The sequence below is a fragment of the Mycobacterium sp. GA-1285 genome, from assembly GCF_001499905.1.
GTDB lineage: Bacteria > Actinomycetota > Actinomycetes > Mycobacteriales > Mycobacteriaceae > Mycobacterium.
This window is the reverse complement of sequence record NZ_LQIS01000006.1, coordinates 24,037-46,923: the sequence shown is the minus strand read 5'-3', so window position 1 is coordinate 46,923 and position 22,887 is coordinate 24,037. Positions and strand designations below refer to the sequence as shown.

Sequence of the window (22,887 nt, the reverse complement as noted above, 5' to 3'; positions counted from 1 at the left end):
GGCGCCGAAATCGACGGTCGTCAGCCGGCCAGCACGAACGACAGGAAGAACCCGCCGGCAGTCGCGAACGCGTTCAGTGGGCGGCCGTGCTCGAACGCCTCCGGCATGAGGGTGTCGGCCAGGGAGGCCAGGACCGCGCCGCCGGCGAAGGACAACGCGATCGCCAGCAGGGTGTCGTCCAGTCCCGAAGCGAGCGAACGACCCAGCACCACCGCGGCGGCGAGCAACACCGCGCACAGCGACCACGTCAGGATGACGGCGCGGGCGCTGGTTCCCGATTCGCGCATCGCGACCGCACCGACGAGGGACTCGGGCAGGTTCGAGAAGAAGATCGCCACGAGCAGCGACAGTGAGACACCGCCCACGAGGGAGACGCCGAGCGCGAGGTTCTCCGGCACGCCGTCCAGCGTCACCGCGGCCAACAGGGCGAACCCGACCCCGCCGCGCGCTGCGGAGGTGGCGACTTCCCGGCTGTCGGGCCCGGACTTCCCGCTGATGTATCGGTCCAACGCGGTGTCGACGGCGACGAACGTCGCGGCGCCGGCGAGCAGGCCGAGCCCCGAGCGCACCGCACCGCCCATGTGATACGCGTCCTCGAACAGTTCGAACGCCAGCGCCGAGATCAGCGCCCCGCTCGCGAAGGCGAGCAGGACACCTGTCACCCGTTTCGGTGGGCTCCATTTCGCTCCCACCAGCGAGCCGATGACGAGGGCGCTGGACGCGGCCAGGCCGAACCACACTGCGATCAGCACGGCGGCTTGATGCCCCGGCCCGCCGATTTTCAAACTGGGGCACAAGCCGGTGGCGATTGCCGCATCGACGAGATGGGTATCTGAGCTGAGCGTCGAGGGGAGACACGTGACATCGCCAACGGAGTCGGCTTGTCCCAAGCGGATGGAGTTCGGTCCGTGTGGCGGTGTGCGTCCCGACGGCCAGTGTGAGATGCGTTCCGGCGCCTGCGCGTTCGCCGAAGTGGTGCCGTGGTCCGGACCCCGACGCGAACCTCGGCCGGTCCCAGCGCCCCTGGTGCTCACCGACTTCAGCTGCGCCCCTTTCGATGCGCACGACGTCGCGGCAACCGCTCGTCTCCTCGCACATTCATGTGACGCCGTTCTGGTCGGCGAGCACCAGAACAAACCGGACTTCCCGCCCACGCTGATGGGCAGCCTTCTGCTGGACGCCGGTGTGACGCCGTGGATCACGCTGTCGTGCCGGGACCGCAACCGCGTGGTCCTCGAGCAGGAACTGCGGGGGTTACGCAGTGTCGGCGTCGACACCGCGTTGTGCGTGACGGGAGACGGCCGAGGTTACGACGTTCGGCCCGACGTGACACAGACCTTCGATCTGGACGGGCCACGCCTGGTCGAGCTCGCCGCGTCGATCGGCATGGTCGCGGCGGTACCCGAGACGCCGACGGCACCGCCGGTTTCCGGCCGGCCCCTCCGCCTGGTGGAAAAGCAGCGCGCAGGAGCCAGTGTGGCGGTCCTCAACCACGTACCGTTCCCGGCGATGATCGCCGACTTCGTGCAGTCGGCCCGGGCGGCGGGCCTGTCCATCCCCGTGGTTGCGGCCGTCGCGGTGTTCACCGACAACGTGTCCGCCGCCGTCCTGCAGGGACTGCCGGGACTCGACCTCGACCCGTCGGTGACCGATTACGTTCTGGGCGCCGCAGACCCCGTGGCGGCGGGAATCGAGGCGGCGGTCGTCGAAGCGAAGGCGTTGCTGTCGATCGACGGGGTGGACGGGGTGAACGTCTCCGGGTTGGCGTCGGCATCGGGTGCCCGTGTCGGTGCCGAGATCAAGGCCGAAGTGGGGCGTCGCATCCGGGAGGTGGCAGCGTGAGCGAGGCGATGGAGGCGGAGTTCGACACGGTCGCCGAGTGGACAGCGCAGGTGGCGGCAGACCTCGGACCGGATTACCACATTCCCGCGGCGTGCCGGGGAAGCGGAAGCCCGGCGGCGCTGGACTGGCTCGTCGAGCGGATGGAGCTGGCGGCGGGCGACACTCTCTTGGACTGCGGCGCGGGCGTCGGCGGCCCGGCCGCGTACGCCGCCCGAGCACGCTCGGTGCGGCCGGTGCTCGTCGAGCCCGAAACCGGGGCATGCCGGGCGGCGAGCCGGTTGTTCGACCATCCGGTGATCTGTGGGCTCGGCTCCGCGCTGCCGATCGCCGACTCGCGGTTCGACGCGGCGTGGGCGCTGGGGGTGCTGTGCACCACAGCGGATCAACTCACGCTTCTGAACGAGTTGCGTCGCGCGGTGCGGCCCGGCGGTTGCGTCGGACTGCTCGCCTTCGTGGCCCACCGCGCGATCCCGGGCGATCGACTCCCGGACAATCACTTCCCCACACAGGAACGACTCGACGCGTTGATACGCGAAGCGACTCTCGTTGTGGAGGAACAGCTGAGTACCGCCGGTCTGCCCGACATCCCTCGGGTCTGGAGCGACCGCGCCGAGAAGGTGGAGACCACGCTGGCCGAACGGCACGGCCACAAGCGGGCATGGCGGCTCGCCGAAGAGCAGAGCAGCGACATCAGTCGCCTACTCGAAGACGGAACACTGACCGGCGAACTGCTGATCCTGCGTCACGCGCGATGACGGACGGGTTTCGGGGCGCGGCTGCGCGGAAACCCTGACGCCATGGGCCGGACCGTACGTGGTCTCGCCGCCGCGGCCGCCTCGACGTTGGGTGCCGTGGCCGCGCGTGATCTGTTGCAGCGCAGGCACGCACTCCTGCGGAACTTTCCCGTCGTCGGGCATGCACGGTATCTACTCGAAGCCATCGGCCCGGAACTGAGGCAGTACATCATCGCGGCCAACGACGAGGAACGACCCTTCACCCGGGACCAGCGACGGTGGGTGTACGCGTCGGCCAAGAAACAGAACAACTACTTCGGCTTCGGCACCGACAACGACCTGGAGCACACCTCCGGCTATCCGGTGATCAAACATCGCACGTTCGCCAGGACCGTCCCGCCGACGACGCCGACCATCAGCCGCGAGATCCGGGTGCCGTGTGCCAAGGTGATCGGTGCGGCGCGGGACCGGCCCGGCGCGTTCCGGCCGAACTCGGTGGTCAACATCTCCGCGATGAGCTTTGGATCGCTGTCGGCCAACGCCGTCGAGGCGCTCAACAAGGGGGCGGCGCTGGCCGACTGTCTGCACAACACCGGTGAAGGCGGCATTTCGCGCTACCACCGCCACGGTGGAGAGCTGATCTTCCAGATCGGCACCGCCTACTTCGGGTGCCGGGACGACGACGGCCGCTTCGATCTGGCCAGGCTCAAAGACGTGGTGGCGGGCGCGCCGGTGCGGGCTCTGGAGATCAAGCTCAGCCAAGGAGCCAAGCCGACCCTCGGGGGACTGCTGCCCGCACCGAAGGTCTCCGCCGAGATCGCGGCCGCCCGCGGGATCCCCGAGGGTCGCGACTGTGTGAGCCCATCGAGGCACGCCGAATTCTCCGACGTCGACAGCCTTCTGGACTGGGTGGAACTGCTCGCCGCCGAGACGGGTCTGCCGGTCGGCATCAAGTCGGCCGTCGGCGATCTCGAATTCTGGTGCGAGCTGGCCGATCTCATGCGAGACACGGGCCGCGGCGTCGACTTCGTGTCCATCGACGGTGGCGAGGGCGGTACGGGTGCGGCACCGTTGATCTTCACCGACACCGTCTCGCTGCCCTTCCAACTCGGCTTCGCACGGACCTACCGGATCTTCGCCGAGCGGGGACTGCACGAGGATGTGGTCTTCATCGGCGCAGGCAAGCTCGGCCTCCCGGACAACGCCATCGTCGGCTTCGCGCTCGGCTGCGACCTGGTCTACGTGGCTCGCGAGGCGATGCTCGCAATCGGGTGCATCCAGGCGCAGAAATGCCATACCGACACCTGTCCGACCGGCGTCGCCACCCAGAACGCATGGCTGGCCCGCGGCCTGGTGCCCGACGTCAAGGCCGAGCGGGCCGCGAACTACGTCAAGGCCCTGCGTCGCGACCTCGTCAAGGTGGCCGAGTCGTGCGGCGTCGAACATCCCGGACTGATCAGCACCGAAGACGTCGACATCCTTGACACCCGCACCGATTCCACCCCGCTGCACGAGGTCTACGGCTATGCGCCGGGAATGGGGCTGCCGTCGGAGGCCGACCGCAAGGAGATCGTCCGGTTGATGACGCACCTCGAACCCCAGGGGCACTCGGCGCCACCCTCGTCGTCCGCCGTCGGATGACCCCGCGCGGTCGTACCGTGGAGGATGTAGGAACAAGTCGTGAGCAGTCTCGAGGATCGAAGCCGGAGGTCGCATGCAACCGATATCACCGACGGACCTGATCTTCCTGCTCGGCGAATCTCGTGAGCACCCAATGCATGTCGGCGGTCTCTCGCTGTACGTGCCACCGGAGGGTGCCGGACCCGACTTCATTCGCGGGCTCTACGACACCCTGGTCGAGCAGACCGATGTGCAGCCGACGTTCCGCAAACACCCCGCGTTCTTCGGCGGAGTCACCAACCTGGTGTGGTCTTCGGACAAGGAGGTGGACCTCGACTACCACCTGCGCCGCTCGGCCCTGCCGGCGCCGGGTCGGGTGCGTGAGCTACTCGAGCTGGTTTCGAGACTGCACGGCACGCTGCTCGACCGCCACCGCCCGTTGTGGGAGGCGCACCTGATCGAGGGGCTGGCCGACGGACGCTTCGCGGTTTACACGAAGTTCCACCACTCGCTGATCGACGGCGTATCGGCGATGAAGCTGGCGCAGCGCACGCTGACCACCGACCCGACTGACACCACCGTCATAGCGCCGTGGAGCCTGCCGCCGCGGCGGCGGACGGGTTCGAAATCCGGTCCCTCACTGCTGAAGGGGATTCGCGAGGCGGCGAGTTCCGTCGCAGGCGTCGCGCCGACCACGCTGTCGCTGGCGCGGGCCGCCCTCATCGAACAGGAGTTGACCCTTCCGTTCCGCGCGCCGAAGACCATGTTGAACGTGCGCATCGGCGGAGCGCGACGGGTCGCCGCCCAGTCGTGGGCGTTGGAGCGCATCCAGAAGGTCAAAAGCGCCGCGGGGGTGACCGTCAACGACGTCGTGCTGGCCATGTGTGCGGGAGCATTGCGCGAGTATCTGGCGGAGGAGCGCGCTTTGCCGGACACACCCCTGGTCGCGATGGTTCCGGTAAATCTGCGCACCGAGAAGGATGCGGAGGGAGGCGGGAACCTGGTGGGCGCGATACTGTGCAACCTCGCCACCGATGTCGAGAATCCCGTGCAGCGGCTGGAAGCGATCGCCACGTCGATGCGCGACAACAAGAACGTCTTCGCGGAACTGCCGCGGGTTCAGCAATTGGCGGTGTCGGCGTTGCTGGTCGGTGGGCTGGCGCTCGGATTGCTGCCCGGCTTCGTCTCGACGGCCCCACCGCCGTTCAACATCGTGATCTCCAATGTGCCCGGTGCGAGGCAGCCGATGTACTGGAACGGCGCCCGACTCGACGGCAACTACCCCTTCTCGATTCCGCTCGACGGGCAGGCACTCAACATCACGTTGGCCAACAACGCCGACAACCTCGACTTCGGGTTGGTGGGCGACCGCAGCAGATTGCCGTCGCTGCAGCGGCTGCTCGGCCACCTCGAGACGTCGCTGAAGGACTTGGAGCAAGCGGTCGGCGTCTAAGCAACGGGCCTACCCGTCGGGCATCCGGTCGCGCTTTCGGTATACCGTTCCCGGTATGAGCCGAGTGTCGATCATCACGGGCGGTGCGGGTGGCATGGGTCAGGCGACGGCGCGCATCGTCGGCCGAGACCACGCCCTTGTCCTGTGCGACGTCAGGAAGGACCGGCTCGACACCGCGGCCGCGATAATGGCCGACGCGGGAATCACGGCCACGGCCGTGCACTGCGATGTCACCGACCGGGCGGCGGTCGATCGGCTGTTCGAGACGGCGACCGGCGTTGGCACGATTGCCTCGGTGATCCACACCGCGGGTGTGAGCCCCAGCATGGGCGACGCCGAATATGTCATGCGCACCAACGCTATCGGCACGGTCAACGTCAACGAGGTGTTCTTCGAGGTGGCCTCCGACGGCGCCGCAATCGTCAACGTCGCATCCATGGCCGCGCACATGCTGCCCGACGAGATGATCCCCAAAGGCAAGTTCCCGCAAGCGATGACCGATCAGGACGCATTCATGGCGGACATGCTGGCCGCATGTGACATCGCCGGGCCCGAGGCGCGCTCGGGTATCGCGTATGCGGTCAGCAAGAGCTTCGTCAGGTGGTACAGCTCGTCGCAGGCCGAACGCTTCAACGCCAAGGGCCTGCGCATCGTCTCCGTCTCCCCGGGATCCGTCGACACCGAGATGGGCAGATTGGAAGAACAGGCCGGCGCCGGCGCGATGGTCGCCGATGCCGCAGTCCCGCGGTGGGGCACACCGGAGGAGATGGCCGAGCTGTTCGCGTTCTGCGCCAGTGGAAAGGCGAGTTATCTCACCGGCACCGATATCTTGAACGACGGTGGAGTGGTCGCCTCAATGACGGAGCGTGCGCGTCAGGCAGCCGAAAATGCCTGAGGCGCAGCCGGTTTAGATATGTGACGGCAACGGGCCGGTCAGCTTGGCCGGACGGCACCACAGGGCGGCGGTCACGCAGAACGTCACCGCCACCACGAAGGCCACCTGCACGTTGAACAAGTCGGCCGCGCCGCCGAGCAGGGCGGCGGCGATCGGACGGGAACCGAGGAAGCCGACCAGCCAGAGCGCCATGATCCGCCCCCGCAGCGGCTCGGGTGCCCGTTCCTGCACGACGGTGCTGAGCCCGGTCATGGCCCAGCCGAAGCCGAGGCCGGTGAGGACGAATCCCACGATGGCCACCGTGGGCGCCGGCGCGACTGCGAGCACCGCACACCCAAATCCAAGCCCCATCAGCCCGACCGCCGACACGTTCTGCGAGGCAATCCGGCCGCGCAGCAGTGCGAGCACTGCCATACCGACCGCCGCGCCGACGCCGAACACCGCGGACAGCGTTCCGACCAGACGGGCACCGCCGCCCAGTTCGTCGGCCAACGAGGGTGTCAGAGTGATCGACGAGTCGGATGCCAGCCCGACCGTGGTCACCGCGAGAAGCGCAAGGAACAGGGGGCGATCCCGCCAGACGTATCGGAGTGCGACGCGCACGCGGTAGTCCGTGTCGGCATGCCGGATCGGCGGTGCGGGGAATCGCACGGCGAGGAGGAAGAGCGCGAACACGAGATGCAGGATGGCGCTGACCCCGAACGCGGCTCCCGCGCCCAGATGCGCGGCGATGTACGCCCCCGCGGCGGGACCGATGATGCGCCCGATGGTCATCGGAAAGCTGTTGAGCGCCATGGCTGTCGACAATTCACCGTCGCGGATGAGGTTCGGCACGATCGACTGCATCGCCGGTCCGCCCACCACGAAGCCGAATCCGACCAGCAGCGTGCCCAGGAGCACTGGTACTGCCGACGAGATGTCGTGCTGGGCGGGTTCGGCGAACAACCACACCGCCGTGAAACCGGATCCCGCGACACACAACACGCGCCCGAGAAGGATCTGCCGTGCGGGGTTCCCGGTGTCGGCCCACTTGCCGCTCGTGGGACTGAGGATCAATTGCGGCGCGAACTGGACGACGCCGACCATGCCCACCATGAGGGCCGATCGGGTCGCGTCGAACATCACGATCGCCGCGACGATTCCGTGCGTCCACACCGCTACGACCGAGAAGATCTTTCCCCAGAACAGCGCGCCGAACACCGGATCGAACATCAACCCGAGCGCACCGCGGGCTTGCGGCGGGGCGGTGGCTTCGGCGGTCATCGGACGGACGCTCGTTCGAATCGTTCGGCCAGCCCGTCGAGAAGCTCGACCAGCGTGGTGACGCTGGCTTCGGGCCAGTCGGCGATCATCTCGGCGACCAGTTCGCGCCGCCGATCGGTCACTGTCTGCGACGCCCGGCGCCCGGCTTCGGTCAGCACGAGCATGCAGCGCCGCTGATCGTCGGCGGCGAACGTCTTGGTCACCAGTCCGGCGGCGACGACGGCGGCCACGGACCGGCTCGCGGTCGAGTGGTCGACGGCAAGGAAATCGGCGACGTCCCGGATGGAGGTGCCGCCGGAAAGCTGCTGGCATTGTTCGACGGCGCGCAGCACCCGCAGGGTTGACGCGCTCGTCACGGGACTTGCGCCGTCCAGAAGGCGATCACGCCAACCCGGCCGCTGCCGCGCGACCGCGATGCGGGTCAGCAGTTCGTCGAGTTGGTCGTATCGTGACGGCGCCACTAAGTATGCATAGCACATACATATATCTGCGGCGAAATCGGCCGGGCCGCCCCGTCGACGACGCAGGCCGCAGATAGTCGAGAAACCCGATCGGTACCTTCTCGGTCGAACTATCTCATCCTCGGCCGAGTGCGGCCTCGCCGAGGGACCCGAGCGTGAAGACGCGAACCTGGCCGGCGACCTGAGCATGGCATTGCGACAGAAGAGGTTCGGACAACTCCTCGTGCAGGATCACCTCGATGGGACCGGCTTCACCATCGAGCAGGACCCGGATTCGGTGTTCACCGCGCTCGACGTGCAGCGGATGCAGGGCGTCGATACGGTCGTCGCCGTAGCGTTCGCGGACGAAGTACTGGGCGGCCTGCACGGCGTGCGGTAGCGATGTGCGTCCGCGCAGGAACCGGTTGTCCAACCGTCCCTCGAGGTACAGGCGTACCAGCCCCGCGGCGTCGGCGGAGTCGACCCTGCCGTAGCACAGCCCTTCGGGCAGGATGAGCATGGTGGCCGCGAACCGGTCTCCGCCCAGATGCGAACACTCCCAAGTGAATTCAGGATACTGCGCGGCAATTGCGCGGCACGCGCTGCGGCCCCGCACCGCGCAGCATTGGTCGTGTTTGCCGTGTGAGCAGATCGCGATCACCGGATCGGTCGTCACGCTCCCGTCGCTGCCGTCCAGCGCGAGCTCGAGAAAGTCACGAGGGTCGTCGAGCTCCCCGTGATGGAGCGCCTCATTGCCGACGCCACAGTGCGCCACATACCAGCGCCAACGCGGCGTCTCGGGTCGACGACCGTGCTTGCGAATCGCCGTGATGCGCAGACCCGCCTTCTCGACCCTGCGCACGATCGCGCGGCCGAGTTGCGGGTCGATGCAGTTCGGCGACTGCAGGAACGCCGACGGCCCCCAGGCCCCGCTCAGCTCGAGCAGCAGCCACGACGAACCCGCCGACGCCGTGCCGTACATCGGATCGTCGCGGGCCAGCGACTGATCGCTGCAGGGGATTCTCTTGGCGGCCGTCATCCGGCGTCTGCCGGAGAGTTCCGTTGCCCGGGAACGGCAGTCCGTACGGGAACGAGGACGCCCTCCCGCAGCAACCGCCGGATGAGGACCGTCGCATCGGCGGCGTCCAAACCGGGCATGCTCGCCGCATCGACGACGAGTCCCTCGCGCAGGGCGCGAACGGCGTCGCCACAGGTTTGCGGGAACGTGATGGTCCGGTCCGGCAGGCGCAGCACGATCCGGTCACCGGACTGGTCCACCATCGCGCTCAGCCCATGTCGCCAGCCGACGACCGTCTCCCCGGCTCGATCGGCGGCCGCCAGAGACGCCAGCGGCCGCACTGCCACCGGACGGGTCCGGTCGGCGTGACGCCGCGACAGGTTCGCGGCAGCGCCCGCACTCAGTGCCGCCGCGTCGTCGCGCAGCGACTCCACCATTTCCGCCATCACCTTCGACACCGTGGCCATCGTCTCATCCGCATCGGCGACACCCATGGGCAGTGACCGCCGGAAGGTCGCATCGGCGGCCAACTGGTCGACGACGGCGCGCGCCACGTCGACCACCGTCACCGGGGAGACTCCGATGGTGAGATGGATCGATGTCATCTGCAACGCCTGGGCCGAATGCACCCACCCGCGCGGCACATAGAGGGCATCGCCGTCCTCGAGCACCGTGTCGATGACCGGTGGGTCCCCGGCGACGCGCTTCTCGATCGCTGCGCGATGCCCCGTCCACGGTTGTGACGGCAGCGGATGCTCGTGCACCGGCTCTTGCACGATCCAGCGTTTCTGGCCCGACACCTGCAGAACGAAGACGTCGTGCACGTCGTAGTGCGGGTCGAAGCCCCGATTCACCGGCGGGGTGATGTAGGCGTTGGCCTGCACCGGGTGGCCGAGCTCGTCGACGGCCTGGCGCACGAATTCGATCAGCGGCGGCCAGAGTCGGTGCAGCCCCTGTAGCACTATCGTTGCGCCCGAGGCGAATTGGCTCAACAGCTTGGCCGAGTCGATCTGGTCGGGAATCTCGGCGCCGAAGCCGGCCGGCCCCAGATAGCAGTCCTTGGGCAGGACATCGCCCTCTTTGGCCAGCCGGATGAACGGCGCGCGCACCCCGCGTTCGGCGATCAGTTCGTCGACCGTCTCGGGCGACAGCAGATCGCTGAAGTCGCGGGGCAACGCGTCGGCCCGGGTGAGCAACGGTTGACGGCCCCAGTACTCGTTCGCGAACCGTCGGGCGTCAACCGCAGCGCAGCGCCGAAGCATCAACGGGTGAGGATCACGCGGTCCCGTCGGCGCCCCCGTCATGGCCTTCCGGGTTGGAGCCGCCGTCGGCTGGGCCTTCGCCACCGGCTGTGCCGTCGGCGCCGCCGTCGTGTCCCTCGGGGTTGGAGCCGCCGTCGGCCGGGCCTTCGCCACCGGCCGTGCCGTCGGCGCCACCGTCGTGTCCTTCGGGGTTCGAACCGCCGTCAGCGGTTCCCTCGCCGCCTGCGCCCGAGGTGGTGATGTCGTCATCGTCGAGTGCCATGTCGATCCCTTCGGTTGGGCTGTGGTCTGGAGGGAGTTGCCCCGGACGGTGTCGACGAAACACCGCGAAACTATGGTCGAGCTGTGACGATCTCCTACGACGAGGCGCTGCGCGAGCGGATCAGAGCGAACCTGTCGGGCCACGAACGTCGCGCCGTGAGCGACCCGTCGAAAAGGCACGCCGCGGTAGCGGTCGTGCTCGTCGATTCCGAGGTCGGGGAGGACAGGGTGGATCCGGTCGACGTCGACGGCTGGAACGACGGGCGAGGAATGCCCGACCTCGGGCTCGACGGCCGAATGGTCGACGTCTCCGGCGGTGCCGCTTTCTTCTTGTGCCGCAGGGCATCCCGCCTGACGTCGCACGCCGCGCAGTGGGCGCTGCCGGGTGGCCGGGTGGACCCCGGGGAGACCGTGGTCGACGCGGCGTTGCGCGAGCTCGACGAGGAGGTCGGCGTTCGGCTGCCGGATTCGACGGTGCTGGGGCTGCTCGACGACTATCCGACGCGGTCGGGATACGTCATCACCCCGGTGGTGATCTGGGGTGGGGGACGGCTCGATCCGCGGCCGGCGCCCGACGAGGTGGTCGCGGTGTACCGGATCGGCCTGCATCAACTCCAGCGCCCCGACTCTCCACGGTTCATCGAGATTCCGGAAAGCCCGCGCCCGGTCGTGCAGGTCCCGCTGGGCAACGATCTGATCCATGCCCCGACCGGCGCGGTGCTCCTGCAGCTGCGTTGGCTGTGCCTGGAGGGCCGCCACGATCCCGTCGACCAACTCGAGCAGCCCGTCTTCGCCTGGAAGTAGGGTCGGTGGGGAATCCGTGCGCAACGTAGAGCAACGAGGACGGGGCAGACCGTGAAATTAGCGCTGAGTGACGAGGACGCGGCGTTCCGCGAGGAGCTGCGGCGGTTCTACACCTCCGAGATCCCCGAGGACATCCGCGAGCGGGGCAGGGCCGGGCATTCGAAGTTCCCCGAGGACATGGTCACCAGTCAGCGGATCCTGCACGCCAACGGGCTGGCCGTGCCGAACTGGCCGGTGGAGTGGGGCGGCAAGAAATGGACGCCGCTGCAGCGACAGATCTGGCTCGACGAGATGCAGCTGGCCGGTGTCCCCGAACCGTTGGCGTTCAACACCAAGATGGTGGGCCCGGTGATCGCCCAGTTCGGCTCGCAGGCCATGAAGGAACGCTTCCTGCCACCGACGGCCAACATCGACATCTGGTGGTGCCAGGGCTTTTCCGAGCCGGAGGCCGGCTCTGACCTCGCGTCGCTGCGGACCACTGCCGTCCGCGACGGTGACACCTACGTCGTCAACGGCCAGAAGACGTGGACGACGCTCGGTCAGTACGCCGACTGGATCTTCCTGCTCGCGCGCACCGATCCGAACGCGCCCAAGCGGCAGGCCGGTATCTCCTTCCTGTTGGCCGAGATGTCGACCCCGGGCATCACGCTGCGCCCGATCGAGTTGATCGACGGGAGCTACGAGGTCAACGAGGTCTTCTTCGAGGACGTGAGAATCCCGGCCGATCAACTCGTCGGCGAGGAGAACCAGGGCTGGACCTACGCCAAGTTCCTGCTCGGCAACGAGCGCACCGGCATCGCCCGCATCGGGCTGACCAAATTGTGGATGTCACAGGTGAAGGAACACGCCGCCAAGCTCGAGATCAACGGCACACCGCTGCTCGAGGACCCGCTGTTCGCCGCGCGGGTGGCCGAGATCGAAACCGGCCTGCTCGCGTTGGAGCTCACGCAGATGCGGGTCAGCGGTTCAGAGGCCGACGGCAAGCCGAATCCGGCGTCGTCGATCCTCAAGCTGCGCGGCAGCCAGCTGCAGCAGGCCGCCACCGAGCTGTTCGTCGAGGTGGCCGGACCTGAGGCGCTGCCGTTCGACGCCGGTGAACTCGACGTGCCGACCTGGGCGCAGGACGCCGCACCCCGCTACCTGAACTATCGGAAGACGTCGATCTACGGCGGCACCAACGAGGTTCAACGCAACATCATCGCTTCGACCATTCTGGGATTGTGAGCCTGCCGTGGACTTCGACCTGACCGAGGAACAGCAACTACTGCGCGACGTTACCCGCGACGTGCTGTCGGGCCGCGAAAGTGTCCGGCCCGAAGGGGATCCCGGCTGGAGCCGCGAGGTCTGGGGCCAACTGGCCGAGGTCGGCATCCTCGGCCTCGGGTTCGACCCCACGGAGGCCGGCCAGATCGAGGTGATGGTGGTGCTGACCGAGATCGGCCGACGGCTCGCGCCCGAACCGGTCGCACAGGCGGCGATGATCCCCGGCACTCTGATCGCCGAGGCAGGTAGCGACCAGCAAAAGGAGATCCTCGACTCCGTGTCGGCCGGTGAGACGCTGCTGGCGTTCGCCCACGCGGAGCCCGGATCGCGGCTGCCGTCCGCCGAACCCGCCACGCGCGCAGAGCAGAACGGCGATGCCTGGACGCTCACCGGTCGCAAGAATCCCGTATTGGCCGGCGACACCGCCGACACGATCGTCGTCACCGCGGCGCTGCCCGGCGACGGCGTGGGGCTGTTCGTCGTCGACGGCGCGGCGGTGAACCGGCAGCCCTACCGGACATTCGACGGCCGCCGTGGCGCACAACTGGACTTCGACTCCACACCCGCCGAACCGTTGGGCGGCGGTGGCGATGCGACCGAACACGTCACCCGCACGGTCATCCGCCATCAGTCGGCGCTGTGCGCGGAGGCGGTCGGAGTGATGGAGGAAGCGCTGCGGCTCACCACCGAATACCTCACCAGCCGAAAGCAATTCGGGGTTCCGCTGAGCAAGTTCCAGACACTGACACAACGCGCGGCAGACATGTACGTTTCGCTCGAGCTCGCACGCAGCATGAACTTCTACGCCGCGATGTCGATCGCGGACGGCACGTTCGACCCAGTGATCGCCGCGCGGGCCAAGTTCCAGATAGGGCGGTCCGGCCGTCACATCGCGCAGGAGGCGATCCAGCTGCACGGCGGCATCGGGATGACCGCCGAGTATCCCGTCGGCCACTACGCGGCGCGGCTCACGGCCATCGACAACACGTTCGGCACCACCGACGACCAACTCCGCACGCTGATCGAGCACGTCGGCGACTACGGAACGGTGTCGTTGTAAGTCCTGGCGCTCGGCCCGGCAGAACGCGTTCGACTGAGGGCATGATGGGTGAGCCCGCGTATCGCCGCGGACGCTCGGCAGCGAAGGGTGTGCATGTTCATCGTCGTCCTCGGCACGGTGCTCGCGGTGATGCACGCCTATCTGTGGAAGCGGCTGATCAAGGACACCACCCGGCCGGGTCGAGTCCGTTGGATTCTCAGCGCCGTCTTCGCCGGGCTGGCCGGACTGTTGCTCGCGGCGCTGTTCCTGCCGCGGTTGATCGGTCCGGCCGACGCCGGCTGGTACGCCTGGCCGGGTTACGTGTGGTTCGGGGTGGCCGCATACCTCTTGCTGATACTGCTGGTGCTCGAACCGGTACGACTGGCGCTGCGGCGCTGGGTCCGCGGTAGGCCTGCAGCGACTCCGAAAGCCGAGGACTCGAACGGCCTGAGCCGCCGGTTGTTCCTCGCCCGGGCAAGTGCCGTCGCCGCGGGCGCCGCGTCGGTGGGCCTGGTCGGTGTAGGCACCGCCACCGCGCTGGGGCCGCCCGACGTGCTGCGTGTGCCCGTGCGACTGCGCAACCTGGACGCGGCGTTTGGGGGGTTTCGCATCGCGGTGGTGTCCGACATCCATCTCGGACCGCTCGCAGGGCGGGCGCACACCGAGCGGATCGTCGACATGATCAACGAGACCGCTCCCGACCTGGTCGCGATCGTCGGTGACGTGGTCGACGGCTCCGTCGCCGAACTCGGCCCGGCCGCAGCGCCATTGGGCGATCTGACGGCCCGGGAGGGCTCCTTCTTCGTCACCGGAAACCACGAGTACTTCGTCGACGACACGCTCGACTGGTTACAGGAGTTGGAGCGGTTGGGCATCCATCCGTTGCGCAACGAGAACACCACGATCCGCCGGGGCGGTGCGGTCCTCAACCTGGCAGGGGTCAACGACCTCGCTGGCGAAAGGGTCTCGGACGGACCGGATTTCGACCGCGCCCTGTCGGGGGTTTCCTCCGCCGGGCCGACGGTGCTGCTCGCGCACCAGCCGGTGCTGGTCGAGGAGGCCGCCGCGCGCGGGGTGGACCTGCAGCTGTCCGGCCACACGCACGGCGGGCAGATGTGGCCGTTCCACTACCTCGTCCGCGCCGCGCAGCCGTCGCTCGCGGGCCTTTCGACCGTCGACGACACGCAGTTGTACGTGACGCGCGGCGCCGGCTTCTGGGGCCCACCGGTGCGCATCGGCGCCCCGCCGGACATCACGGTGTTGACGCTGGAGCCGTAGCCTTCTCATATGGCCTCTGGTACGGCCGTACCTAGACTGCTCCCATGACGTCCCGTTCCGTATCGCACGACGGACTGTTGCGGATCGAAGACTGCCTGGACGCCGACGGTCGGGTCGCGGTGCCCGCCGGGGTTAACCTGATCTCCCTCATCGACCGCAACATCGCCAACGTCGGCGACGCGCCGGCCTACCGCTACCTCGACTACACCGGCGAGGGTCGCGTCGACGAGCTCACCTGGAATCAGCTCGGCGTACGCCTGCGAGCGGTCGCCGCGAGCCTGCAACGCCTGATCCAGCGAGGTGACCGAGTCGCGATCCTGGCGCCTCAGGGACTCGACTACGTGGTCGCATTCTTCGGTGCGGTCAAGGCGGGCGCGATCGCGGTTCCGCTGTTCGCACCGGAGTTACAGGGGCACGCACAACGGCTGGACACCGCGCTGCGCGACTGCCAACCGTCGGTCGTCGTGACCACAGCCTCCGCGGTCGCGAACGTGCGCAGCTTCCTCGCCGACCTCGACGGCGTGCCGACTCCAGGAGTCGTCGTCCTCGACAAGATCGGAGAGACAGGCGATTTCGAGCCCGTCGAGCTACCCCTCGACGATGTCTCTCATCTGCAGTACACCTCGGGTGCGACCCGGCCGCCGGCCGGAGTCGAGATCACGCACCGTGCGGTCGGCACCAACCTGATCCAGATGATCCTGTCCATCGATCTGCTCGACCGAAAAGTCCACGGTGTCAGCTGGTTGCCGCTCTTTCACGACATGGGCCTGTCGATGATCGGGTTCCCCGCCGTCTACGGCGGACACTCGACGCTGATGTCGCCGACCGCGTTCATCCGGCGCCCCGTGCGGTGGCTGCGGGCGATATCGGACGCGTCGAGCGAGGGCCGGGTGGTCACGGCGGCGCCGAACTTCGCCTACGAATATGCCGCGCAACGCGGCCGACCCGCACCCGGCGACGACCTCGACCTGAGCAAGGCGGTGCTGATCATCGGCTCGGAGCCCGTGAGCATCGACGCGATCACCGCCTTCAACGACGCGTTCACGCGATATGGTCTGCCGCCGAACGCGTTTCGCCCGTCGTACGGAATCGCCGAGGCGACCCTGTTCGTCGCGGCCATCGAACCCGACGCCCGCGCCAAAGCCGTACATCTCGACCGCAAACATCTCAGCCAGGGCCGCGCCGTGCCCGTCGCCGCTGATTCACCTGACGCGGTGGCTCACGTGTCCTGCGGCCGGGTGGCGCGCAGCCAGTGGGCCGTCATCGTCGATCACGACGCCGGCGCCGAGCTGCCCGACGGAGAAGTCGGTGAGATCTGGCTGCACGGCGACAACCTCGGGCGAGGCTACTGGGGTCGGCCCGACGAGTCACTGCGCGCCTTCGGGGCCCGGCTCATGTCGCGGAGCACCCCGGTCAGCCATGCCGAAGGCGTTGCCAGGGAAGCGAATTGGTTACGCACCGGAGATCTCGGTGTCTACCTGGACGGCGAGCTGTTCGTCACCGGACGGCGTGCCGATCTGATCGTCGTCGACGGCAGACAACACTACCCGCAGGACATCGAGGCGACCGCCGAAAGCGCCTCGGCTATGGTGCGACCCGGACATGTCACCGCGTTCACCGTCCCCGGCTCCGGTGGCGATGACCTCGTTATCGTCGCCGAACGCGCCACCGGAACCGCCCGCAGTGATCCGGCGCCGGAGATCGATGCAATCCGTACCAATGTCTTTGCGCGACACGGTATCTCGGCCATCGACATCAAATTCGTCGCTGCGGGGGCTATCCCGCGCACGACCAGCGGCAAGCTGGCCCGCGGAGCGTGCCGGGGCGAGTACCTCGGCGGGAAGCTGAAAGGCTGACCCTATGGCCGCACTCCGCGACTAACGAACGCCGAGCTTCTCACGCACCGTGTCCGCCAGGAAGCGGGTGGTGGACACCGGCCGGAACGCGCGAGCGGCGGCGGTCAGCGCATCCTGCGCCTCGGCGCTGAGCTCGATGTCGGCGGCTGCCACGTTGAACTCGAGTTGTTCGACGCTGGACGCGCCGGGGATCGCGACGACGTTGGGCAGGTGGATCAGCCACGCCAGCGCCACCTGCGCGGGTTTGGCGCCGACGTCGGCGGCGACGTCGCGCAGCGTCTGCAACAGCGGTTCGGCGCGGCGTAGGTTCTCGGTGCCGAACAGGGGGTTCGTCGCACGCACGCCACCGGGCCGGTTGTCGGGACCGTACTTGCCGCCGAGCAGGCCCTGCGCCAGCGGACTGTAGGCGATCACGATGCGGTTCTCCCGCTCGGCGAACGGCACCAGACGTTCGAGCGCTTGGGGATGGGCCAACGAGAAGTGCACCTGATTGCTGATCACCGGTCGCCCGAGCGCGGTGTCGGCTCGCTGCCAGCGCGACAGCGAGTAGTTCGATACGCCGGCCGCGCCGATCACCCCGTCGTCGATCAGGTCCCGCATCCCCGGCATGATTACCGAATCAGGGACCACCGGGTTCGACTGGTGGATCTGGTACAGCGGAATCTTCTGCAGTCCTAGGCGCTGCGCGCTGGCGCGGGCGCGTTGTTTGACCACCGCTGGGAACGGGGCGACCGGGAAGACCTTGCTTGCCACCGCCACGTCGGCGCGCCGATCGCCCAGCGCCTCGCCGAGGATCCGTTCGCTCTTGCCGAAGCCGTAGATCTCGGCGGTGTCGAACAACGTGACCCCCAGGGCCAGTGAACGATGCACGATCTCGCGGGCGGGGCCTGCGGCATAGCTGTCGCCGTACCCCCACTCCCTGGACCCGAACTGCCAGGTCCCCAGCCCGATACGGCTGACCCGGCCCACTCCCTCGACGTCGACGTACTTCACGAACGCCACAGTACTGACGCTACGGATCGGTAACGGCGGGTTTTGGGACGCAAACGCCGGGGTATGCGAGGCGGGCTGCAGAAAGTCGGCATGACACAAGTCTCGAAAGGCGTAACGCATGCTCGAGTTCATCTGCCCCACCTGCGGGCACTTCAACCTCGAAGAAGCCGTCTGCGAGTCCTGCAGCGGCCGGGCCGGTGACACCGACCTGGCGATGGCCGGTTGATCATGTCTGTCTACCGCTCGCTGAATCCGTTCGACCTGGTCATGGCCTCGACGCGGATGTACGCGTCACTGCCGGTGGTCGGCAAGCACCTGGAGCCGTTCGCCGGACTGACCGCGATGATGATGTACGGCCACCACTACGCGCCCGCCGCGCTCCGCGGCATGGTCACGCGTCGTCTCGGCGCCGACCCCGCGGCCGCCGCGCCCGCCGATGTCTCCGACGAGGCCGTCACGCCTGCGCGCGGCAACCGGATGCCGCCGTACCTGCGCTTCCGCGCTCAGCGTCAGCGGTGCCTGTATCGCAGCTCCGTGCGCTACGGTGACCATCCCGCGCAGCTGCTCGACGTGTGGCGGCTGCCCGAGCTGCCGCCCGACGCGCCGGTGCTGCTGTTCGTCCCCGGCGGCGCGTGGGTGCAGGGCTCCCGCGTCATGCAGGGCCACACGATGCTGCACCACCTGGTCAAGCAGGGCTGGGTGTGCCTGACCATGGACTACCGGGTGTCCCCTGTGCACCGCTGGCCCCGTCATATCGCCGACGTCAACGCGGCGATCGCATGGGCGCGGGCCAACGTCGACAAGTACGGCGGTGACCGGAACTTCGTCGCGGTCGCCGGTTGCTCGGCGGGCGGGCACCTGGCCTCCCTCGCGGGCCTCACTCCCGGGGATCCGGCGTTCCGCGGCGAGCTCACCGAGGACGCCGACACCACCGTGGACGCCGTCGTCGGGATCTACGGGCGCTACGACTGGCAGGACCGTTCGACGCCGGCGCGCAAGAACTTCCAGAACTTTCTGGAACGGGTTGTCGTCGGGCGCAGGCAGTCCCGGCACCCCGACATGTTCGCTGCCGCGTCACCGCTGGCCCGTATTCACGCGGATGCGCCGCCGTTCTTCCTCGTCCACGGGGAACAGGACACCATCATCCCCGTCGGTGAAGCCCGCGTGTTCGCCGAGAAGCTGAGTGCGGTATCGCGAAACCCGGTCGAGTACAGCGAAATTCGGCGCGCCGGACACGCGTTCGACCTCGTCGACTCGTCACATGCGCGCCGGCTCGCGGTCGAGGTCGGCAGGTTCCTCACCGATGTCCGGGCGCGGCAACTCCAGAGCGAAACCGCCGCTGCCGTCTGACCCGGGGTTGATCGGGCGCGACGCGGGAATGCTCTTCGCATGCGCATCGTCATCACCGGAGCGTCCGGCAACGTCGGAACCGCGCTGCTGCGGCGGCTCACCGAAGGCGACAACGGCCACGACATCGTCGGGGTGGTGCGGAGGCCACCCGAACGGACCGGCGTCTACGAGCGTGTTCGGTGGCACCAACTCGACCTCGCCGATCCGGATGCGTCGAATCAGCTGCGGGGCATCTTCGACCGCGCGGATGCCGTCATCCACCTCGCCTGGGGCTTTCAGCCCACTCGCAACACCGAATACCTGAACCGCGTCGGTGTCGGCGGCACCGCGGCCGTCCTCGAGGCCGCCCATGAGGCGCGGGTCGGCAGGCTCGTGCACCAGTCGTCGGTGGGAACCTACGCGCCGGGCCGCTACGGCCAGTACGTCGACGAGTCGTGGCCGACCACCGGCGTCCGGACGTCGCCCTACAGCCGCGACAAGTCGGCCGCGGAAGCGCTGCTCGACGACTACGAACGCGACAAAGGGACCGCGGGTGTGCCGATCGCGCGAATGCGTCCCGGGTTCATCGTGCAGCGCGACGCGGCTAGTGGCCTGATGCGCTACGCCCTGCCCGGTTACGTGCCGATGCTCGCGGTTCCGCTGTTGCCGGTCCTGCCGCTCGACCGACGGTTGTGCATCCCGCTGATCCACGCCGACGACGTCGCCGACGCGCTGGCCAGGGCGGCCGAACGTGGTGCGAGTGGGCCGTTCAACCTGGCGGCCGAACCCCCGGTGGGCCGCGAACAGGTCGCCGAGGTGCTGCACGCGAAACCGGTTCACGTGCCATCGGGGGTTTTGGGGGCTTTGGTCGACCTCAGCTGGCGGGCGCGGCTGCAGCCGATCGACCGGGGCTGGCTCGACATGGCGTTCAGCGTTCCGCTGCTGGACTGCGGGCGCGCGGAGAGGGAACTCGAATGGAGCCCCCGGTGGAATTCGATCGACGCGCTCGCCGACGTCATCGGCGGGGTGGCCCAGGAAGCGCACGCCGAGAGTCCGCCGCTGCGGCGCCGCTCGCTGATTGAACAGTTCCGTCGGGACCTCACCGAGGGGCTGCTGACCACAAGACACCTCCCGTAGATGGCCAGTCACGACGAGTCGGTCGTCATCGTCGGCGCGGGTCCGTGCGGACTGGCGATCACACGACAACTCCGCCACGAGTGCGGTATCGATGCTCTGGTCGTCGACCGCACCGACGCGCCGGCGTCGTCGTGGCGCAACCGCTACGACGGGTTCCGACTCAACACCTGCGGGTGGTGGTCGCACCTGCCCGGGCAGCGGATCCCACTGCGTTACGGACGCTGGCCCACCCGCGATGACATGGTCGCCTACTTCGACGACTACGTTCGCCGACAGCATTTACGATTGTCCTTGAGCTGCAATGTCATTCGAGTCGATGAAAAGGGGTGCGGCTGGCGTCTGGAGACCGGCGGCGCGCCGATGACCGCGACGGCTGTCGTCATCGCGACCGGCAACTACCACACGCCGGAGCTGCCCGGGTGGCCCGGAATAGACACGTTCAGCGGCGAGGTGCTGCACTCGGAGCACTACCAAAACGCCCAGCCGTTCACCGGCCGGGACGTCCTCGTGGCAGGTGCGGGCAACTCGGCGACCGACATCGCGTTGCAGCTCTGCGACGGGGTGGCCCGCCGCGTGCGGATGGCGGTGCGCACCCCGCCACATTTCGTGCCGCGGTCGGCCGCCGGAATTCCGGTCGACGCGTTGAGCCCCGTTTTCGAACGCCTGCCGGTCAAGGTGCTGGATCAGGCCGCGGCCCTGATGCGCCGGGTGTGGTTCGGTGACCTTCGCCGCCAGGGCCTCCCCGTACCGCCGAAGGGCATCTACTCGGCTCTGTTGACCGACGAGCAGATCCCGACGATCGGCGACGAGCTGGTCACACAGGTCAAAGCGGGACGCATCGAGATCGTGCCCGCGGTGGAGTCGTTCGACGGTGACAGTGTGGTGCTGTCAGACGGGAGCGCGCTGACGCCGGACGTGGTGATCGCCGCGACCGGCTACCGGCGGGAACTCGAACCGCTCGTCGGCCACCACGGCGTGTTAGACGATGCGGGTCGCCCGAAGGCCAACGGGCTTCCCCGCGCGGCACCGGGGCTGTGGTTCGCCGGATACGACGAGCCGCTGATCGGGCCGCTGCGCTCCTTCCGGCTGCAGGCCTCGCCGATCGCGCGCGACATCGCGGCGTATCTGCGCGAGAGTGACGAAAATCATTGGTCCTCAACAAGATCAACTGCATCGGTGCGCGGCCGACGTTCGTTGAACCAGGCATGAGCTCGCCTGCCGACCACGACGCCGCGACGCGGCGCCCCCCGACCGCGCTGGCCGACCGGCTGCTGGACATCAAGCGGGTCTACCACGAACCCGACATCGAACGATTCCCCCGCGCGCGTCAGGTGCTCGAGCGCTTCCCCGACGCCGAGCGCATCCAGGTGTTGTCGCACCAGGCGATACCCGGCCTGTACGGGAACGAGGGCAACGTCGAGGACTGGGTCCGTAACAAGCGGGAAGTCCTGGTGCTGGGCGAGAAGAAGAGCCTGAGCGCGCGCCGCAACGAGCGGTCCAGCGACTGGATCGCACCGTCGACCGCGAACGGATGCGCGATGGCGTGCTCGTACTGCTACGTTCCGCGCCGCAAGGGCTACGCCAACCCGATCACGGTGTTCACCAACATCGAGAAGATCACCGGATACCTCGAGCGTCACGCCGCTCGGCAGGGTGTGAAGCCGCAACCGAATCAATGCGATCCCGTCGACTGGGTCTACGACATCGGCGAGAACAGCGACTGTTCAGTGGATGCGATGGTCTCCGACAACGTTCGAGATCTGGTCGAGTTGTTCGGTCGGATTCCCAACGCCAAGGCCAGCTTCGCGACCAAGCTCGTCAACCGCGATCTGCTCGACTACGACCCGCGCGGCGGAACCCGTGTGCGGTTCAGCTTGATGCCGGCCGACACGTCGCGGGTGCTCGATGTGCGTACGTCGAAGATCGCCGAGCGGATCGCCGCGATCGACGACTTCGTCGACGCCGGATACGAAGTCCACTTGAACTTCAGTCCCGTTGTGGTACACGAGAATTGGCTGTCCGACTGGGCGGAGCTGCTCGAGCAGGTCGCCGATGGGACTTCGCATCAGACCAAGCAGCAGCTGGCCGCGGAGATCATCTTCCTGACCCACAACGAGGGCCTGCACGACGTCAACCTCGGCTGGCATCCCAAAGGGGAGGACTTGCTGTGGCGTCCCGATCTGCAGCAGGTCAAGCGCAGCCAGAGTGGGCAGTGGAACGTGCGTTACAAGAGCCCGTGGAAGGGCCGCTGGGTGAACGAGTTGACCGATCTGGTCGCCGCCAAGTTGCCGACGTGCAGGGTGCGCTACGCGTTCTGACGGGTCTCTCAACTGCTGCAAGCGGGTCCCTGAACTGCCGTGAGCGACCGCGCAATGCCAGCAGGGCGCGGCGTGTCGGGGT

At 68.0% G+C, this 22,887-nt stretch carries 21 protein-coding genes; 14 read left to right on the top strand and 7 right to left on the bottom strand.

What is annotated here, in order from left to right:
* Positions 1 to 20 precede the first annotated feature (20 nt).
* On the bottom strand, positions 21 to 752 hold the full coding sequence (locus AU193_RS05115) for a ZIP family metal transporter (RefSeq protein ID WP_064421277.1): 732 nt from the start codon (positions 750 to 752) through the stop codon (positions 21 to 23).
* Positions 753 to 858: 106 nt separating this feature from the next.
* On the opposite strand from AU193_RS05115, the gene AU193_RS05110 reads away from it, so the two are divergent.
* From AU193_RS05110 to AU193_RS05090, 5 genes are all read left to right on the top strand, one after another.
* The gene (locus AU193_RS05110) at positions 859 to 1,842 is read left to right on the top strand and encodes a methylenetetrahydrofolate reductase C-terminal domain-containing protein (RefSeq protein WP_082682846.1); all 984 of its coding nucleotides are present in this window, start codon (positions 859 to 861) and stop codon (positions 1,840 to 1,842) included.
* Positions 1,839 to 2,597, top strand: a complete 759-nt coding sequence (locus tag AU193_RS05105) for a class I SAM-dependent methyltransferase (protein WP_253867626.1) — start codon at positions 1,839 to 1,841, stop codon at positions 2,595 to 2,597. The genes AU193_RS05110 and AU193_RS05105 overlap by 4 nt, the downstream gene beginning before the upstream one ends.
* Positions 2,598 to 2,639: 42 nt before the next feature.
* A complete protein-coding gene (locus tag AU193_RS05100; RefSeq protein ID WP_064421275.1) occupies positions 2,640 to 4,217 on the top strand; it encodes an FMN-binding glutamate synthase family protein in 1,578 nt (525 codons plus the stop codon).
* 73 nt (positions 4,218 to 4,290) lie between these two features.
* The gene (locus AU193_RS05095) at positions 4,291 to 5,649 is read left to right on the top strand and encodes a wax ester/triacylglycerol synthase family O-acyltransferase (RefSeq protein ID WP_064421274.1); all 1,359 of its coding nucleotides are present in this window, start codon (positions 4,291 to 4,293) and stop codon (positions 5,647 to 5,649) included.
* A gap of 55 nt (positions 5,650 to 5,704) precedes the next feature.
* Complete coding sequence (locus AU193_RS05090; RefSeq protein ID WP_064421273.1) at positions 5,705 to 6,544, top strand: SDR family oxidoreductase; 840 nt, start codon at positions 5,705 to 5,707, stop codon at positions 6,542 to 6,544.
* Positions 6,545 to 6,556: 12 nt separating this feature from the next.
* Here AU193_RS05090 and AU193_RS05085 read toward each other — a convergent pair whose 3' ends face one another.
* The 5 genes from AU193_RS05085 to AU193_RS05065 form a co-directional block, all read right to left on the bottom strand.
* The gene (locus AU193_RS05085; RefSeq protein WP_064421272.1) at positions 6,557 to 7,807 is read right to left on the bottom strand and encodes an MFS transporter; all 1,251 of its coding nucleotides are present in this window, start codon (positions 7,805 to 7,807) and stop codon (positions 6,557 to 6,559) included.
* The gene (locus AU193_RS05080) at positions 7,804 to 8,286 is read right to left on the bottom strand and encodes a MarR family winged helix-turn-helix transcriptional regulator (RefSeq protein WP_064421271.1); all 483 of its coding nucleotides are present in this window, start codon (positions 8,284 to 8,286) and stop codon (positions 7,804 to 7,806) included. Before AU193_RS05080 ends, AU193_RS05085 begins: the two co-directional genes overlap by 4 nt.
* 97 nt (positions 8,287 to 8,383) lie before the next feature.
* Positions 8,384 to 9,286, bottom strand: coding sequence for a sucrase ferredoxin (locus AU193_RS05075; protein WP_064421270.1), 903 nt, complete (start codon positions 9,284 to 9,286; stop codon positions 8,384 to 8,386).
* Positions 9,283 to 10,527, bottom strand: a complete 1,245-nt coding sequence (locus AU193_RS05070) for a cupin domain-containing protein (protein WP_064421348.1) — start codon at positions 10,525 to 10,527, stop codon at positions 9,283 to 9,285. The genes AU193_RS05075 and AU193_RS05070 overlap by 4 nt, the downstream gene beginning before the upstream one ends.
* 13 nt (positions 10,528 to 10,540) lie before the next feature.
* The gene (locus AU193_RS05065) at positions 10,541 to 10,789 is read right to left on the bottom strand and encodes a hypothetical protein (RefSeq protein WP_064401961.1); all 249 of its coding nucleotides are present in this window, start codon (positions 10,787 to 10,789) and stop codon (positions 10,541 to 10,543) included.
* 83 nt (positions 10,790 to 10,872) lie between these two features.
* Here AU193_RS05065 and AU193_RS05060 point away from each other — a divergent pair, with 83 nt between their 5' ends.
* The 5 genes from AU193_RS05060 to AU193_RS05040 all read left to right on the top strand — a co-directional run bounded on the left by AU193_RS05060 (position 10,873) and on the right by AU193_RS05040 (position 17,028).
* Positions 10,873 to 11,592: a CoA pyrophosphatase gene (locus tag AU193_RS05060; RefSeq protein ID WP_064421269.1), complete on the top strand. Its 720-nt coding sequence runs from the start codon at positions 10,873 to 10,875 to the stop codon at positions 11,590 to 11,592.
* A 51-nt stretch (positions 11,593 to 11,643) separates the two neighbouring features.
* On the top strand, positions 11,644 to 12,816 hold the full coding sequence (locus AU193_RS05055; RefSeq protein WP_064421268.1) for an acyl-CoA dehydrogenase family protein: 1,173 nt from the start codon (positions 11,644 to 11,646) through the stop codon (positions 12,814 to 12,816).
* Between the two features lie 7 nt (positions 12,817 to 12,823).
* Positions 12,824 to 13,915: an acyl-CoA dehydrogenase family protein gene (locus AU193_RS05050; RefSeq protein WP_064421267.1), complete on the top strand. Its 1,092-nt coding sequence runs from the start codon at positions 12,824 to 12,826 to the stop codon at positions 13,913 to 13,915.
* Between the two features lie 93 nt (positions 13,916 to 14,008).
* Complete coding sequence (locus AU193_RS05045; RefSeq protein WP_064421266.1) at positions 14,009 to 15,172, top strand: metallophosphoesterase; 1,164 nt, start codon at positions 14,009 to 14,011, stop codon at positions 15,170 to 15,172.
* Between the two features lie 44 nt (positions 15,173 to 15,216).
* Positions 15,217 to 17,028 (top strand): fatty acyl-AMP ligase, encoded by a 1,812-nt coding sequence (locus tag AU193_RS05040; RefSeq protein ID WP_064421265.1) that lies wholly within the window; start codon positions 15,217 to 15,219, stop codon positions 17,026 to 17,028.
* Positions 17,029 to 17,049: 21 nt separating this feature from the next.
* Here AU193_RS05040 and AU193_RS05035 read toward each other — a convergent pair whose 3' ends face one another.
* Positions 17,050 to 18,021 carry an aldo/keto reductase gene (locus AU193_RS05035; protein WP_064421347.1) on the bottom strand — a complete coding sequence of 324 codons (972 nt, stop codon included), beginning with the start codon at positions 18,019 to 18,021 and terminating at the stop codon, positions 17,050 to 17,052.
* A 228-nt stretch (positions 18,022 to 18,249) separates the two neighbouring features.
* Between AU193_RS05035 and AU193_RS05030 the strand changes: the two genes are divergently transcribed.
* From AU193_RS05030 to AU193_RS05015, 4 genes are read left to right on the top strand one after another with little or no spacing between them, the layout of a single operon-like run.
* Positions 18,250 to 19,371 carry an alpha/beta hydrolase gene (locus AU193_RS05030; protein WP_156425125.1) on the top strand — a complete coding sequence of 374 codons (1,122 nt, stop codon included), beginning with the start codon at positions 18,250 to 18,252 and terminating at the stop codon, positions 19,369 to 19,371.
* Between the two features lie 39 nt (positions 19,372 to 19,410).
* A complete protein-coding gene (locus AU193_RS05025; protein WP_064421264.1) occupies positions 19,411 to 20,487 on the top strand; it encodes an NAD-dependent epimerase/dehydratase family protein in 1,077 nt (358 codons plus the stop codon).
* The gene (locus AU193_RS05020) at positions 20,488 to 21,696 is read left to right on the top strand and encodes an NAD(P)/FAD-dependent oxidoreductase (RefSeq protein WP_082682845.1); all 1,209 of its coding nucleotides are present in this window, start codon (positions 20,488 to 20,490) and stop codon (positions 21,694 to 21,696) included.
* Positions 21,693 to 22,805: a spore photoproduct lyase family protein gene (locus AU193_RS05015; RefSeq protein ID WP_064421263.1), complete on the top strand. Its 1,113-nt coding sequence runs from the start codon at positions 21,693 to 21,695 to the stop codon at positions 22,803 to 22,805. The genes AU193_RS05020 and AU193_RS05015 overlap by 4 nt, the downstream gene beginning before the upstream one ends.
* Positions 22,806 to 22,887: the final 82 nt, after the last annotated feature.

Excerpts from the sequence above, each read along its gene's own strand:
- AU193_RS05040 (WP_064421265.1), top strand. The coding sequence starts at position 15,217 with ATGACGTCCCGTTCCGTATCGCACGACGGACTGTTGCGGATCGAAGAC.
- AU193_RS05080 (WP_064421271.1), bottom strand. The coding sequence starts at position 8,286 with ATGTGCTATGCATACTTAGTGGCGCCGTCACGATACGACCAACTCGAC.
- AU193_RS05100 (WP_064421275.1), top strand. The coding sequence starts at position 2,640 with ATGGGCCGGACCGTACGTGGTCTCGCCGCCGCGGCCGCCTCGACGTTG.
- AU193_RS05065 (WP_064401961.1), bottom strand. The coding sequence starts at position 10,789 with ATGGCACTCGACGATGACGACATCACCACCTCGGGCGCAGGCGGCGAG.
- AU193_RS05090 (WP_064421273.1), top strand. The coding sequence starts at position 5,705 with ATGAGCCGAGTGTCGATCATCACGGGCGGTGCGGGTGGCATGGGTCAG.
- AU193_RS05075 (WP_064421270.1), bottom strand. The coding sequence starts at position 9,286 with ATGACGGCCGCCAAGAGAATCCCCTGCAGCGATCAGTCGCTGGCCCGC.
- AU193_RS05020 (WP_082682845.1), top strand. The coding sequence starts at position 20,488 with ATGGCCAGTCACGACGAGTCGGTCGTCATCGTCGGCGCGGGTCCGTGC.
- AU193_RS05025 (WP_064421264.1), top strand. The coding sequence starts at position 19,411 with ATGCGCATCGTCATCACCGGAGCGTCCGGCAACGTCGGAACCGCGCTG.
- AU193_RS05045 (WP_064421266.1), top strand. The coding sequence starts at position 14,009 with ATGTTCATCGTCGTCCTCGGCACGGTGCTCGCGGTGATGCACGCCTAT.
- AU193_RS05085 (WP_064421272.1), bottom strand. The coding sequence starts at position 7,807 with ATGACCGCCGAAGCCACCGCCCCGCCGCAAGCCCGCGGTGCGCTCGGG.
- AU193_RS05015 (WP_064421263.1), top strand. The coding sequence starts at position 21,693 with ATGAGCTCGCCTGCCGACCACGACGCCGCGACGCGGCGCCCCCCGACC.
- AU193_RS05095 (WP_064421274.1), top strand. The coding sequence starts at position 4,291 with ATGCAACCGATATCACCGACGGACCTGATCTTCCTGCTCGGCGAATCT.
- AU193_RS05030 (WP_156425125.1), top strand. The coding sequence starts at position 18,250 with ATGTCTGTCTACCGCTCGCTGAATCCGTTCGACCTGGTCATGGCCTCG.
- AU193_RS05070 (WP_064421348.1), bottom strand. The coding sequence starts at position 10,527 with ATGCTTCGGCGCTGCGCTGCGGTTGACGCCCGACGGTTCGCGAACGAG.